This window comes from Peptoniphilus duerdenii ATCC BAA-1640 (assembly GCF_000146345.1).
GTDB lineage: Bacteria > Bacillota > Clostridia > Tissierellales > Peptoniphilaceae > Peptoniphilus_B > Peptoniphilus_B duerdenii.
The window spans coordinates 1,185,328-1,200,401 of record NZ_GL397071.1; the positions used below are offsets into that span (position 1 = coordinate 1,185,328).

A 15,074-nucleotide genomic window follows, 5' to 3' on the forward strand; every position below is an offset into this window, starting at 1 on the left:
AATGGATAAATTAAATAAAATGGTAGAGCAAAAAAATTGGGCAGTAGTTGGAGCAAGATCTGACGAGTCCACCTTTGGATACAAGATTCCAATGAGGATGCTAGAACATGGTTACAATGTCTACATGGTAAATCCAAAGCTTGATGAAATTGAAGGCAATAGAGTCTATAAAAAACTTTCTGATATTGAAGAGAAGATAGACGTGGTAGATGTGGTAGTAAATCCTAAAGTAGCCATTTCAGTTCTAGATGAAGCTAAGGCTATGGGAATAGAAAATATATTTTTCCAACCTGGAACTTACACAGATGAAACTTTGGAATACGCAGACAAACTCGGACTAAATTATGTAACAAATTGTATCTATAAAATCTTGGGGGCAAAATGATTAAGAGAATAGAAGATTTCGAGAAAAAGATAGATGAAAAAGTAAATTATATAAAAAGATCAGTTGAAGAAGCTGGACTTAAAGGAGTGGTCTTTGGACTTTCGGGAGGACTTGACTCTGCAGTGGTGGCGGCACTTTGCAAGAGAGCGTTTAAAGATGATGCTCTAGGAATAATCATGCCAATCCACTCAGCACCACAGGACGAAGAAGACGCTAGACTCGTAGCAGAAAATACGGGAATAAATCTAAAAAAAGTAGACTTAACTAAGACCTTTGATGCATTTATGGAATCGGTAGATGAAACCAATGTAGAAATGAGCATCCACAATGTGAAACCTCGCCTAAGGATGACCACCCTTTATTATTACGCGCAAAGTAAATCCTACATGGTAGTTGGAAGTTCAAACTATTCTGAATACTACACAGGATATTTTACGAAACATGGAGATTCTGGAGCAGATATATTTCCGATAGTTGATCTACTGAAAACAGATCTATTTGAAATGGCAAAATACTTGGGACTTCCAGAAAAAATTATAGACAAGAAACCATCAGCAGGACTATTTGAAGGACAAACCGACGAAGATGAAATGGGCTTTACCTATGAAGAGCTAGATGGATATATTATGAAGGAAATCAAACTAGATGAAAAGAAGAAAGAGCTTATAGATAGACTTCACAGAATTAATAAACACAAGATGACGATCTTAAAAGAAGAATAAATGGAAATCAACCAAAATTTAATGGGATAAAAAACTGGCAGCTGAAGCTGCCTTTTTATTTGCAAGAAATCTTATCTTGTTAAATAATTTTTATCGATAAAAATTACAAGAAACAATATGTGATTAAATATTAAAAACCCTATCGAAACTTGTAAAAAAATTATTCTGGTGTTATTATATAAACATAGAACACCCCTAGGGGGGTGTAGGAGGTACTATGGAAAAGAAATATGATGTCAGAGGCATGACTTGCTCGGCATGTGTCGCCAATGTAACCAAGGCTGTAGAAAGGCTTGATGGTGTAAGCACTGCCAACGTCAACCTCATGACCAACTCGATGAAGGTAAATTTTGACGAAAACAAAATAAATGATGAAGAAATTATAAAAGCTGTGGAAAAAATTGGCTATGGAGCAAGCCCGGCTGGAGAAAAAATAAAAAATGAAGCTGGTCCAGTGGATGACAGGGAGAGAGCCCTAAAGCATAGGCTAATCTCTTCTAGTATCTTTATGCTCATCCTCATGTATATTGCTATGGGTCACATGGTTCACTTGCCAACTCCAAGGATCTTTCATGGAAGAGAAGGGGCGGTTATCTTTGCCTTTTCACAATTTCTATTGGCTCTTCCAGTTGTATTTATAAACAGGGACTTTTACATCTCTGGATTTAAGGGACTTAAGAACAAGGCTCCTAACATGGATAGCCTTGTTGCTATTGGTTCTCTTGCAGCTCTTATCTATGGAATCTTTGCCATTTACATGATGGCATATGGATTTGGTCAAGGGGACATGGAACTTGTTGATGCTTACAGGCACAATCTCTACTTTGAGTCTTCAGCAATGATATTGACTCTTATAACTGTTGGGAAATACTTGGAAGAAAAATCCAAGAACAAGACAAGGTCATCTCTTGCAAAGTTAATGGACCTTGCTCCAAAAATGGCGACAGTTATTGAAGATGGCAAGGAAGTTGTAAAAAATATAGAAGATGTAAGAGTTGGAGATATTTTAATTGTAAGGCCTGGCGAATCTGTGGCAGTTGACGGTAAGGTAATTGAAGGTGCATCATCTCTTGATGAATCAGCAGTGACTGGTGAGTCAATCCCAGTCCAAAAGTCTGTGGGCGACAGGGTAATCTCTGCGTCTATAAACACAACAGGGTCCTTTAAGTTCAAGGCAGAAAAGGTTGGGGAAGACACAACAATTTCTCAAATTATAAAATTAGTTGACGAGGCCAACCAGTCCAAGGCTCCTATTGCCAAGCTGGCAGATAAAATTGCTGGAGTATTTGTGCCAACAGTTTTGATTATTTCTGCAATAACTTTTGGAGTTTGGATGTATCTTGGTTATGGATTTGAAAATGCACTTAACTTTGCAATTTCTGTTTTGGTTATCTCTTGTCCTTGTGCATTGGGACTTGCAACACCAGTTTCAATAATGGTTGCAACAGGCAAGTCTGCAGATTTTGGACTTCTATTTAAGAATGCAGAAGTTTTGGAAAATCTCCACAAGATTGATGTAATCGTAATGGATAAGACAGGGACAATCACTGAAGGCAAACCAATCCTAACAGATGTTGTTACAGACTTAGACGAAGATGAATTTTTAAAAATTGCTGGGTCTCTAGAAAAAAATTCTCAGCACCCACTAGCTTCTGCAATATTAAATTATGCTGAAGAAAAAAATATAGGCTTAGAAGAAATCACTAACTTCAATTCAGTTAGCGGCAGGGGCCTAAATGGAGAGATCGCTGGAAATAAGTATTTTGCTGGAAATCTTGAATACATGCTAGAAGAAAAAATTGACCTAAAGGGCTTTAAGGCAAAGGCAGAAGAACTGGCAGGAGAGGGGAAAACTTCTATGTACTTTGCAAATGAAAATGAAGTCATGGGAATAATCTCAGTAAAGGACCTTCCTAAGAAGTCGTCAAGGGATGCAATTAAACTCCTAAGAGACATGGGAAAGATTATTATTATGCTAACTGGAGACAATGAAAAAACTGCAGAAGCAATTGCTGGAGAAATTGGAGTTGATGAAACTCTCGCAGGTCTTTTACCTCAAGATAAGAATAAGGAAATCGACAAAATTCAAAAATCTGGCAAGAAGGTTTTAATGATTGGGGACGGAATCAACGATGCTCCATCCCTTGCCAAGGCAGACATAGGCATGGCAATAGGTCATGGAACAGATGTGGCAATTGAGTCATCAGACGTGGTCCTAATGAGGTCCGACCTCTTAGATGTGGTTTCTGCCCTTGAACTTTCCAAGGCTACAATAAAAAACATCAAGGAAAATTTATTCTGGGCATTTTTCTACAACACACTTGGCATTCCACTAGCTGCAGGACTTTTGTTCCCAGCCTTTGGGATAAAACTTTCCCCAATGTTTGCAGCCTTTGCAATGAGTTTGTCATCAGTCTTTGTTGTAAACAATGCCTTGAGACTTAGAAGATTTAAGCCAAGGGGACTTAAATCTTCTCTAAATAAAAATGAACCCATAAGTGAAAAAGAAAACGCAAAAGAGGAAAATCTTAAAGAAAAAAATGAAAAAACAACTAAAATAAAGGTAGAAGGCATGATGTGTGGCCACTGCGAGAAGAGAGTTTCCGATGCTCTAGAAAAAACTGGCAAGGCGAAAAATATTGTGGCAAGCCATGAAAATTCTTCTGTAGAATTTATAGACCAAGGTCTAAGTCCAGAAGAAATAAAAAATGCTATTGAAGATGCAGGTTATAAAATTATTAAAAATAAAGGAGAAGATAGTATGGAAAAGATTTTAAAAGTAGAAGGAATGTCTTGTAATCACTGTGTGGCATCAGTAAAAAAGGCTCTTGAAGGAATTGACGGAGTAAGAGAAGCTGATGTAAGGCTTGAAGACAAAAGTGCAAGGGTAGAACTTGACAAAGATCTTGCTGATGAAGCACTTGTTAAGGCAGTTGAAGATGCAGGCTACTCTGCAAAAATTGAAAAATGAGAGCAGACAAGGAAGTCCAACTTAGAAAATTAAAAACTGTCAGGGGACAAATTGATGGACTTATAAAAATGGTGGAGGAGAACAGGTACTGCCTAGATATCTCCAACCAACTCATGGCATCAATCTCAATCCTTAAAAACATAAACAAGGATGTTCTGACAGCCCACCTAAGAGGTTGCGTTAAGGATTCCTACTCTAAGAGCCAGGAAGAAATTGACGAGAAAATCGAAGAAATGAACACAATTATAAATAAGTTGTCAAAATAGGTGGGATATGAAATTAAAAAAATAATGATAACACCCTTTTACTGGATGATCAGTAGGAGGGTATTTTTTATATAGATAATATCATAACAAGTGCAACATAAATAAACTCATAGCTAAAAAGCCATGCGTATTTTTGGTTGCTTTTGTTATTTTAGATTTGATATTTTAATTAGCGGTCATGTGTTCATTTTACATAAAGAAAGAGACTCGAATTAACGAGTCTCCCAAATAATTTGCATAGCCAATTTATTATGCTCTTTCTCTATAAATAGGCATTGACATACATCTTGGGCCCCCTCTACCTCTAGAAAGTTCCCCTGACTTCATAATGTGAAGTGTAACACCGTGATCTCTAAGAATTTGGTTTGTAACAACGTTTCTATCGTAAACAACTACTTCTCTTGGTGCGATAGCTAAAGTATTGTATCCATCTGACCATTGTTCACGAGAAGCATCTAGTAGTCCACCAGAACCTTGACGAATAAGGTCAACCTTATCAAGGTGAAGGTTCTTTAGAAGCACTTCTTCGATATCAGAAGATTCTTCTTCAGTGTGTAGGTTCTTGCCGTCAAATGTAATTCCGAAACAAGTTAGAGAATCTTCGATTTCTGGGTGAACGGTAAATAAATCTCTATCCACCATTGTAAATACTGTATCTAGGTGCATGAAGGCACGTTTCTTCGGAATTGAAAGGACAAGAATCTTTTTAAATCCAGTTTCTTCTCTTAGAACTCTCTTAGCAAATTGTTCGATTGCACGGGCAGAAGTTCTTTCAGAAGTACCTACAGCTATAAGTTCATCGCTTAGCACTAGGATGTCTCCGCCTTCGATTGATGCTGGAAGTTCTCTATTGTAGTGAAGATCTTCGTCTTTTATTTTAAAGTCGTTGTGATATTTGAAAATATACTTGCCAAATAATGTTTCGCGTCTTCTAGTTTCGCTCCACATATGGTTTAGAGAAACGCTGTGACCTATAAGAGAGAATGGGTCTCTAGTGAAGTATAGGTTTGGCATTGGTTTTGTAACGAAAAATTCATCCTTCTCGATTATTTCTGGAAGGGAAGTCTTCTTGTAATCAGGAAGATCAGATTTTCTAATTCCTCCCATCATTTTAAGAACGAGTTCCTTATTTTCCATATTTTGGAAAAGTTCTTTTAAGATTTCTTTTTCTCTGTCAACTTGGATGTCAGATTCTTTTAAGAATTCGTCTATACAAGCTTCTTTGATTCCTGAATCTGTAAGTGACTCTGCTGCTAAATCTTCTAAATAATAAACTTCGCATCCATTGTCTCTTAAGATTTGTGCAAAGTAATCATGTTCTTCGACTGCAGCATCTAGAAATGGAATTTCGTCGAATAAAAGTTCACCTAGTTGATCTGGAGCGAGGTTTGTAAGCTCGTGACCAGGTCTATGAAGAATAACTTTTTTTAATTTTTCAATCTCTGAGTAAACATTAATATTTTTGTTCATAAGTTCTCCTTTCAACTAACTTAATTTTAGATTAAATTAAATTTATTTTTTTGTCAACATGACAAGAATTTAAAAAAAAGACCTCTGATAACAGAAGTCTTTCTAATTTAACTATTCAAAGCTCTATCTATGTTTCTTATGAAGTCTTGTACATTAGTAACCATTGAAACAGCTGTTAGAGTTCCTCTGTCGGAAAGTTTGTTTACAGCGAATTCTTGAATATCAACTGTATACATGTAAACAGGTCTTATCACTCCGTCAAACTCATTGTAAGATGGGGTCATGTTTCCAGTTGCTATTGTGTAAAGAATAGCTGAAAGCATTATGATTGTTGAGGTACGTCTAGCGTGGGTCCTCATCTTGTTTTGAGCTTCGTAAACATTATCGATAGTTTCTGGTAGTGCTAATCTATCTCTAATTGTACCAGCCATTACTACTTCAGTGCCACATTCTATGGCAGCCTTCATGAAACCGTCCTTTACAAGACCAGATTCAACAAGAGCTTTAGTTGAGCCATATTTTCTTGCGAGATTTATAGTTTCATATAGGTTTACTGTAGTATTTTGTTCGTGAACGAAATGTTCTTGTCCCCAAGTGGTTCCGTAGATTCCGCGTTCTAAGTCGAAGGCAGCAGTTTCTGTACCACAGAAGATTGCTTGAACATATCCGTTTCTAATAAGTCTTTCAAGAGCAAGTCTTGCATCTTCATCAAGGGCGATTGCAGAACCGATAATCATAGTTACATATCCGTTGTTTGCTTTTTCGTGACGAAGAACATCGTAAAGTGTATCGTAGTCAACGGAGAAGGCAGTTTCTCTTGATCTTCCAGCTCTAAAAGCAAAAGTATCAAGCTCTTCAGACTCTTCTAAGAATCCGCCGGTCCACATGTAGATCCCTTCAGAACCATCTTCGGTTCGTCCGATTACAACCTTGTCACCTTTTTTTAGATTTCTAAATTCTACAATGTTAACGGATTCTTCACCAGGTGTGTCGTTTGCAACACAGACAGTATCCATTCTAGACTGGGTAGCTAAAATCCATTTGCCATTTATTTTAAAATATTCTGGATAAACAGAAAGTGCGTGGTAATGTCTTGGGCTTATGCCATCTACTTTAACTTCTTCTAAATGAACATTAGGTGCATTTTTTAGAAATTCTTGTTCGAAATCTGGATGATGGTACTTAGGCATTTGAAAATCCATTATAGCAATCCTCCTTCTTCATTTTCTCTTCTTTTATTTTCTAGTTCAACGTATTCTTCTTCAGGAAGCTCCATTTCATTTGCAAATGTCTTGTCAGCCGGAGTAACAAGAGCACGTTCTAGATTTACAACGAAGTCTTGTACGTTTGTAATCATAGGAACGAAGGCAATATTTTCTCTAGCATGAGCCATTTTGTTTGCTACGTTTTCTGTAACGTCGATTCCGTACATATATACAGGAGTAATATCTCCGTTTTCTCTAATTCTATAACTTGAAGCAAGATTTGCTGCAGCTAAGTTGTGAAGCATAGTAGCAAGTCCTATTATAAGAGTTGCTTTGTCAAGATGCTCTTTCATGTGGGTTAGACCTTCTGTTGTGTTTCCATATACTTCAGGAAGAGGTCCATCATCTCTAATGGATCCAGCAAGTACAAAAGGTACGTCCATTTGTGAAAGTGTCTTTATGATACCATCTTTTACATTTCCTTCAGCAATGAATTTTTTAATAGATCCAGCAGATCTAACTTCGTTTAGAAGGTCAAGGTGATTGTAGTGTCCGTTAGGTACGTTTTGTTGAGTGTAGATATTTTGTCCAAGGGCAGTGCCTAAGAATCCACCTTCAAGATCGTGGGTTGCCATTGCATTACCAGCCATTAAGCAGTTGATGTATCCAGCTTCAGCTAAGTGGTTTAATGCAACTCTTGTATCGTGGTCAAATACCACTGAAGGTCCAAGAACCCATACGATGTATCCGCCGTTATCTCTTTCGTATTCCATTTGTTCGAAAAGGAATTTATAATCTCTTGAAAAAGAAGTTTCAACGGCTTGACCAGGTTCAGAATATACTGATTTAGGGAAACCTTCTTTATATACTAGTACACCATTAGAACCGTCTTTAGTTCTTCCGGTTACGACTTGTTCACCTTTTTTAAGATCTCTAATTTCTTTTATAAGGATGTCACCATCTTTAAGAACTGCAACGCAGTTAAGTGAGTTATGTTCTGGTAGTAACCATTCTCCATCTACTTTGTAGAATGTTGGTAGGTGAGTTGTAAGATAAAAATTATCTGGCGCAACTCCATCTTTTTCTACTTCAGCAACAGTTATATTTTTTGCATTTTTATAAGCCTCATTTGAAAAATCAGGCTTTTCAAATATTGGTAAATGAAATTTCATACTGCCTCCTCATAGTATTTATGGTTATAGTTTATCATAATTAAAATATTATAGAGATTTTATTTATTGTTACACTTGTAAGAAAACAAGTGATTTAGCCATACAGCTTTAAATTATTCAATCTAATACAATTATATAATTAGATTTTATCCAATGAAAACTATTTGAGACTTTCTAAATTTCTAAACTCTCCAGGATTTACTTTCATAAATTTTATAAAGTTACGAGAAAATGTTTTGCTAGAGTTGTATCCAACTTCCAAAGCTATTTCTATAATCGGTTTTTCTGTCTCTATTAAAAGTTCAGCAGCTCTCTTAATTCTAAGGTTGTTTAAAAAGTTTGAGAAGTTCATCTCAACAAGGTAGGAGAGTGCTTCATTTATAGCTGGAGGAGTAAGATCAAACATTTTGGAAATATTGCCGATGTGTAGATTTTTGGCGTAGTTTTTATAGATGTATTTAACCATATTTCCCGTGTTTTCATCGTGTTTAATGTGAGTTATATTATTTATATTTTGGTAGGAATCTTTGAATTTTTTGGTTCCAATACCCTTTTGATCTTTAAACACTCTTGAAAGGTGAGCGGCGTCTGTGTAATTTAAAATATCTGCAATCTCATCTAAAGTTAAATCGGTATAGAGTAAAAAGTAGATTACTTTATTTAACTTCATCTCTTGAAGAAGATCATAGAACCCAAGTCCGGTTAAAGAATAGATATATCTAGAGATGGAAGATTCACTCATACAGAATATTTTGCTCATTTCTTCCAATGTAATCTTTCTCTTTGAATTTAGATACATGTATTGGAAAATCTCTTCTGATGGAAGTGGTGAATAGTCTTTGTGTTCGTGTTTCTTTTCAGGAATATTTCTAAGGTATAAAACTATTAATTCGGCAAGTTTTGAAATCATATAGATGGAAGAGTATTCCGCTTGTTCAGAAACCACCATTGAACGAATACCTACTTCATCTCTTATATCTTCAAATATGGTTCTCATTTTTTTAAGTTCAATTTCATTTGGAACTACGAAATTATTATTATAAAGAAGAGAAATCATATCTATATTTTCGTTGCTGACATTTAAAGTTTTCTTTATAACTTCGTTTAAAACTTCAAATGAATAGACTAACAAGTAGTAGCTAAGTGGTTTTGTAATCTCTACAATTTCAGAAATTTGCCAAGGTAGTAGTGCTATGATGACACCAGGGCGAAGATCAAACTCTCTATCTAGAACTTTTATCTTTCCTTCACCTTCTAATATATATAAAAACCTAGATTCTTTATGTAAGAGTGGAGTAGTTTTTGTGTAGTCAACTTCTACATCGAAACTTATAATATCTCCTTCTTTATCTTGTCTATTAAATGTTTTTTGAATTTCGATTTTTCTATTCTTATTCATCGTAACCTCCAAAATAATTATAACATACTAAGTAGCTCTCTAAGGAATATAAAATAGTTGGTATAATCTAAAATTTATTAAGAAACAGGAAATATTTTCATTGTATAATCAATTTAAAACAAAAATAATAAATGAAAATGTCCTTTCGAATATATATGATTATTGTAAAATGTAGATGTAGAAATACGTTAAAAATTTTTAAAATAAAAGGAGAGTTACTATGCCAAAGAATTTTAGAGGTAAGAATTACTTAAAACTTATTGATTTTACATCTGAAGATATGAGATATCTTCTTGATCTTGCAAAAGAATTTAAATCACTTAAGAGAGCAGGCGTTCCACATAAATACCTAGAAGGAAAAAACATCGTTTTATTATTTGAAAAGACTTCAACTAGAACTCGTTGTTCATTCGAAGTTGCAGGTTATGACCTAGGAATGGGAGTTACTTACCTAGATCCACAAGGATCTCAAATGGGACATAAAGAATCTATAAAAGATACTGCAAGAGTACTTGGAAGAATGTACGACGGTATCGAATACAGAGGATTTAAACAATCAGTAGTTGAAGAACTTGCAGAATATGCAGGAGTTCCAGTATGGAATGGTCTTACTGATGAATGGCATCCAACACAAATGCTTGCTGACCTTTTAACTATCGAAGAACACTTTGGACACTTAAAAGGACTTAAATTTGTATACATGGGAGATGCTAGAAACAACGTAGCAAACTCTCTTATGATCGCTTGTGCAAAAATGGGCATAAACTTCGTTGCATGTGCACCAGAAGAACTATTCCCAGAAGCACATCTAGTTGAAATGGCTAGAGAAATTGCAAAAGAAAACTTCTGCACAGTAGAACTTATCTCTGATGTAAAAGAAGGAACTAAGAATGCAGACGTTCTATACACTGATATCTGGGTATCAATGGGTGAACCAGCTGAAATCTGGAAGCACAGAATTGATCTTCTTCACAAATACCAAATCAATAAAGAAGTTATGAACAATGCAAACGAAAAAGCAATCTTCTTACACTGCCTACCATCTTTCCACGACACTGAAACAAAAGTTGGTAAAGATATTGAAGAAAAATTTGGTCTAAAGGAAATGGAAGTTTCAAACGAAGTATTTGAATCTAGACAATCTCTTGTATTTGACCAAGCAGAAAATAGAATGCACACAATTAAAGCTATCGTGTACGCAACTCTTTGCTAATAAAATCCTTCCACTTGGAAGGATACATAATGATTTAATTTAAAGATACTAAAAGATGCTATCTTTTTAATTAAAAACCATTTTGTAAATGGGTAAAATCTTATAAAATTTCCGGCTTCAATGTAAAGCCGGTCTTTTTCTTAATAGTATTAATTTACAACGTTAACTTACAACGTCAAGGAGGAAATTTGGAAAAGAATAAAAATAAATCCCTATTTAAAAATGAAGTTGGCTTAGAGGCTATAATATTTATTGCAGCATTCATGGCTTTCTTCTGCTACATGGGAAGCATTATGGGCGGCACCAATATGATTAAGACGATGATGTCCACAGGATTCGATCTTCTTATGAACGTATGCTTTTATCTTATGGCGGTTGCTGTACTTGCAGGTGGTGTCAGTGGTCTGTTTTCAGAATTTGGAGTTATTGCACTTATAAATAAAGTTCTTTCAAAAGTAATGGGACCACTTTATGATCTACCGGGAGCAAGTTCTCTAGGAATGTTAAACTGTTACATGTCTGACAATCCAGCCATCCTTACTCTTGCTCATGATGATAACTTTAGACAATACTTTAAAAAATATCAAATGCCAGCTCTTACAAATTTAGGAACTGCATTTGGAATGGGTCTAATCGTTACTACAACTATGATGGGTTTCAAAGTTGAAGGAGCTATAACAGCAGCTCTTGTAGGAAATGTTGGAGCGATTATAGGCTCTATAGTTTCTGTAAGACTTATGATGAGACATACTAAAAAATATTATGGAACAGTAGACAAGGTTGAGACCACTCTTTCCGATCCGATTCCAGAGGGAATGAGAAGGGTAAGAGAAGGTAGCATCGGTTCAAGATTTATCCAATCCCTTCTTGATGGAGGTAAAGTTGGAGTGGACATGGGAGTTTCAATAATCCCTGGTGTAGTCTTGATCTGTACGTTGGTAATCATGCTTACCAATGGAGTTGGTGAAGCTGGTGTGTATGACGGTTCAGCGAACCAAGGTATTGCTATTCTTCCTGTAATCGGAGAGAAGCTAAACGTAATTTTAAAACCTCTCTTTGGTTTTTCAAGTCCGCAAGCTATTGCAGTTCCTATTACAGCTCTTGGAAGTTCCGGTGCTGCTATCGGAATGGTGTCTGAAATGGTTAACAAAAATCTTGTAACACCTAATGACATTGCAGTATTTACTTCTATATGTATGTGTTGGAGTGGATATCTATCTACTCACATCGCAATGATGGATGCTCTTGGAACAAAAGAAATGACAGGTAATGCCATACTATGCCACACTATTGGTGGAATTTGTGCAGGAATCGCATCACATTTAATAATGTTGATCTTTTAGTTATAGGGGGCAGTTGCTCCCTTATTTTTTTTGAGGTGATTATATGAATCCAGAAAAATTTTCAAGACAGGTTGTAAATATCTTTAAAGATGCACAGAATTTAGCTGTGAGATATGAAAATGCAGAGATAACAGATCTTCATCTTTCCCTTGCAATACTTCGTACCAATGGTCTTTCTCTTTTGGAAACACTTCTTGAAATGGGTGTGGATTTAAAAGAATATGAAAATAGAGTCGTAGAAGCTATTGAGAAGCTTAGAAGTTCAAAAGGTTTGACGAAGCTTTATTACTCTCGTCCATACCAAAGGATAATCGTAAACTCTGAAGAAATTTCTAGAAATCAATATGAATCTTTTGTAAATGTAAACTCACTATACCTTGCCATACTTAGGGAAGATAAGACCGTTTCAAAGGAGATTGCAAATAGTTATGGGCTGACCTATGAGGTTATGAAATCTAAATTCCTAGAGGAATTTACGAAGAAGAAACTTGGGAACATTTCATCAGAAAATTTAAAATATCTTCTAAAGTTCGGAAGAAATCTCACTGAGGAAGCAAAAGAAGGAAAAATCGATCCAATCATAGGTAGAGATGAAGAGACTTCAAATGTCATAAGAGTTCTTTCTAGAAGAATAAAAAATAATCCTGTTCTAATCGGTGAAGCAGGTGTCGGCAAAACTGCTGTGGTAGAAGGACTTGTTTTAAGGATTGCAACTGGAGATGTACCGGAAACTTTAAGAGATAAGGTTGTGTTCTCTCTCGATATGACATCTGTCCTTGCAGGGGCGAAATTTCGAGGTGACTTTGAAGAGAGATTAAAAAAAGTTTTGGATATAGTTAAATTTTCCGACGGGCAAATAATTCTATTTATAGATGAACTCCACAACATAATTGGAAGTGGAACTAATGGTGCCATGGATACGTCAAATATTTTAAAACCGATGCTTGCAAGGGGAGAAATACTAACCATTGGTGCTACAACCACGAGAGAGTACAGAAAGTATATTGAAACAGACTCTGCACTTGAAAGAAGATTTCAAAAGATTTTGATTGAAGAGCCTTCAGAAGATGGAGCCATTTCAATTCTAAGGGGAATTAAAAAGAAGTACGAATCTCATCACAAATTAAATATCAAAGATTCGGCGATAGTATCAGCGGTTAAACTTTCCAATAGATATATTAATGACAGATATCTACCGGACAAAGCAATCGATTTAATAGATGAAGCGAGCTCCATGGTGAGGATGGAAATAGATTCAGTTCCTCAGGAGATAGATGAATTAAATCGTGAACTCATAAGACTTGAGACAGAAAAAGTCGCTCTAGAGATAGAAAAAGATATTAGAAGTAGCAATAGACTTCAAAAGCTAGAAGAAGAGATCGAAGAAAAAAGAAAAGCTTACGATGAGAAGAAAGAACTTTGGAAGAAAGAACTAGAAAGACTAGATGATATTTCTAAAGAAACTTCAAGCTTGGAACTTTTAAATAAGAATATTGAATCTGCAAAAGAGTCACATGATTTTGAAAAATTAAAACAGTTCTCAGTAGAATTTGACACAAGAGAAAAACATCTTGAAGGGCTTAAAAGCACAAAACCTTATTATCCAATTAAAGATGAAGTTACAGAATCAGAAATATTAGAAGTACTATCTAAAAGCACAGGAATTTCTATAACAACATTAAATAAAAAAGAATCTGAAAAGATTAAATCACTTAAATCCGAAATAGAGAGAACCTTCATCGGTCAAGAGAGTGCAGTAAACGAAGTTGTAAATTCAGTTATAAGAGCAAAATCCGGTCTATTTAAAAGGAATAAACCAATCTCATACTTGGTTTCAGGTCCAAGAGGAACGGGCAAGACCTACCTAGCGGAAGTGCTTTCTGAAAAATTATATGAAGAGAGCGGATCAGTTTTAAGTTTTGAAATGAGTGAGTACACTGATAAAAGTTCAGTTACAAAACTGATTGGAGCGCCTCCAGGATATGTTGGACACGAACTTGGTGGAATCTTGACAGAGACCATAAGGACGAAACCTTATTCAATATTATTATTTGAAGATATTGAACTTGCAAACGCGGAAGTGCTTGGAATTATTTATCAAATCATCGACGAAGGCAAAATAAGAGATAATAAGGGAAGGTCCATAGACTTTAAAAACACCATAGTATTTTTAACTACGAGGGAAGAGCCAAATCCTGAAGCTATGAGCCATGTTGACGATACTCTTACCCTATCAGAATTTAATTTAGATGAACTTGCAAAGATATTGGAACTTAGATTAAATGAAATCAAACTCGAACTAGAAGATCAAGCGATATTCTTGGAGTGGGATTTAAATTTAAAAGATATAATAAAGAGATTTGGAATAAAATCAACGAAAGACATCCAAAGAAGTATCGAAGAAATACTCATGACAGAAATAGCAAATCTATCCTTGGATGGAAATATAAAACAAGGAAGCACGATTTTGGTGCAATCGGACTTTACAGTAACTATAAAATAAAAATAAGCGACTAGAGTACAAAACTTTAGTCGCTTTTTATGTGTAAATTAAATTTCTTCGTAAAAATCTTTTTCTTCTTTATCTTTCTCGTATTCCTTATCGTGAAAAAGTAGAATAAATGGGAAGAAAAATCCAAGTCCCATAAATAGTTTTGAAAATGTAAGCACAGATAAAGGGGTATTCTCAACAAGATCATATAGATGGTTCCATGACCAAGGAAATAAAATATAGCAAATGACAATATAGATTGAAATAACTAAGTATATTCCTGTGAATGGATCAACTTTAAAAAACTCTGTCATCAAAAAATAATATGCAAGTAAGTATACTAAACCTACAAAGTAGGATAGAAAGATGTAAATTCCACCTATTTTTTTCATTAAAATCACCTTAAATAATTATAACAGAAATATTTTGATTTTAAA

General features: G+C 35.2%; 12 protein-coding genes. 7 read left to right on the forward strand and 5 right to left on the reverse strand.

Features of this window, described 5'->3' with window-relative positions; translation table 11 throughout:
- Position 1 precedes the first annotated feature (1 nt).
- From HMPREF9225_RS05270 to HMPREF9225_RS05285, 4 genes are all read left to right on the forward strand, one after another.
- The gene (locus HMPREF9225_RS05270) at positions 2 to 385 is read left to right on the forward strand and encodes a CoA-binding protein (protein WP_008901917.1); all 384 of its coding nucleotides are present in this window, start codon (positions 2 to 4) and stop codon (positions 383 to 385) included.
- The gene (nadE, locus tag HMPREF9225_RS05275; RefSeq protein ID WP_008901918.1) at positions 382 to 1,107 is read left to right on the forward strand and encodes an NAD(+) synthase; all 726 of its coding nucleotides are present in this window, start codon (positions 382 to 384) and stop codon (positions 1,105 to 1,107) included. The genes HMPREF9225_RS05270 and nadE overlap by 4 nt, the downstream gene beginning before the upstream one ends.
- 217 nt (positions 1,108 to 1,324) lie before the next feature.
- Positions 1,325 to 4,078 carry a heavy metal translocating P-type ATPase gene (locus tag HMPREF9225_RS05280; RefSeq protein ID WP_008901919.1) on the forward strand — a complete coding sequence of 918 codons (2,754 nt, stop codon included), beginning with the start codon at positions 1,325 to 1,327 and terminating at the stop codon, positions 4,076 to 4,078.
- Positions 4,075 to 4,344, forward strand: coding sequence for a metal-sensing transcriptional repressor (locus tag HMPREF9225_RS05285; protein ID WP_008901920.1), 270 nt, complete (start codon positions 4,075 to 4,077; stop codon positions 4,342 to 4,344). Before HMPREF9225_RS05280 ends, HMPREF9225_RS05285 begins: the two co-directional genes overlap by 4 nt.
- 249 nt (positions 4,345 to 4,593) lie before the next feature.
- Here the strand turns inward: HMPREF9225_RS05285 and HMPREF9225_RS05290 are convergent, their stop codons facing one another.
- The 4 genes from HMPREF9225_RS05290 to HMPREF9225_RS05305 form a co-directional block, all read right to left on the reverse strand.
- The gene (locus HMPREF9225_RS05290; protein ID WP_008901921.1) at positions 4,594 to 5,814 is read right to left on the reverse strand and encodes an arginine deiminase; all 1,221 of its coding nucleotides are present in this window, start codon (positions 5,812 to 5,814) and stop codon (positions 4,594 to 4,596) included.
- Positions 5,815 to 5,921: 107 nt separating this feature from the next.
- Complete coding sequence (locus tag HMPREF9225_RS05295) at positions 5,922 to 7,016, reverse strand: putative NPN-dependent ornithine cyclodeaminase (RefSeq protein ID WP_008901922.1); 1,095 nt, start codon at positions 7,014 to 7,016, stop codon at positions 5,922 to 5,924.
- Positions 7,016 to 8,191, reverse strand: a complete 1,176-nt coding sequence (locus tag HMPREF9225_RS05300) for a putative NPN-dependent ornithine cyclodeaminase (protein WP_008901923.1) — start codon at positions 8,189 to 8,191, stop codon at positions 7,016 to 7,018. The genes HMPREF9225_RS05295 and HMPREF9225_RS05300 overlap by 1 nt, the downstream gene beginning before the upstream one ends.
- Positions 8,192 to 8,351: 160 nt before the next feature.
- On the reverse strand, positions 8,352 to 9,590 hold the full coding sequence (locus HMPREF9225_RS05305) for a helix-turn-helix domain-containing protein (protein WP_008901924.1): 1,239 nt from the start codon (positions 9,588 to 9,590) through the stop codon (positions 8,352 to 8,354).
- 220 nt (positions 9,591 to 9,810) lie between these two features.
- Between HMPREF9225_RS05305 and argF the strand changes: the two genes are divergently transcribed.
- The 3 genes from argF (at position 9,811) to HMPREF9225_RS05320 (ending at position 14,649) form a co-directional block, all read left to right on the forward strand.
- Positions 9,811 to 10,803 (forward strand): ornithine carbamoyltransferase, encoded by a 993-nt coding sequence (gene argF, locus HMPREF9225_RS05310; RefSeq protein WP_008901925.1) that lies wholly within the window; start codon positions 9,811 to 9,813, stop codon positions 10,801 to 10,803.
- 188 nt (positions 10,804 to 10,991) lie between these two features.
- On the forward strand, positions 10,992 to 12,146 hold the full coding sequence (locus HMPREF9225_RS05315) for a CD0519/CD1768 family membrane protein (protein ID WP_008901926.1): 1,155 nt from the start codon (positions 10,992 to 10,994) through the stop codon (positions 12,144 to 12,146).
- A 43-nt stretch (positions 12,147 to 12,189) separates the two neighbouring features.
- Positions 12,190 to 14,649, forward strand: a complete 2,460-nt coding sequence (locus HMPREF9225_RS05320) for an ATP-dependent Clp protease ATP-binding subunit (RefSeq protein ID WP_008901927.1) — start codon at positions 12,190 to 12,192, stop codon at positions 14,647 to 14,649.
- Between the two features lie 47 nt (positions 14,650 to 14,696).
- Here the strand turns inward: HMPREF9225_RS05320 and HMPREF9225_RS05325 are convergent, their stop codons facing one another.
- Positions 14,697 to 15,029 carry a hypothetical protein gene (locus HMPREF9225_RS05325; RefSeq protein ID WP_008901928.1) on the reverse strand — a complete coding sequence of 111 codons (333 nt, stop codon included), beginning with the start codon at positions 15,027 to 15,029 and terminating at the stop codon, positions 14,697 to 14,699.
- Positions 15,030 to 15,074 lie beyond the last annotated feature (45 nt).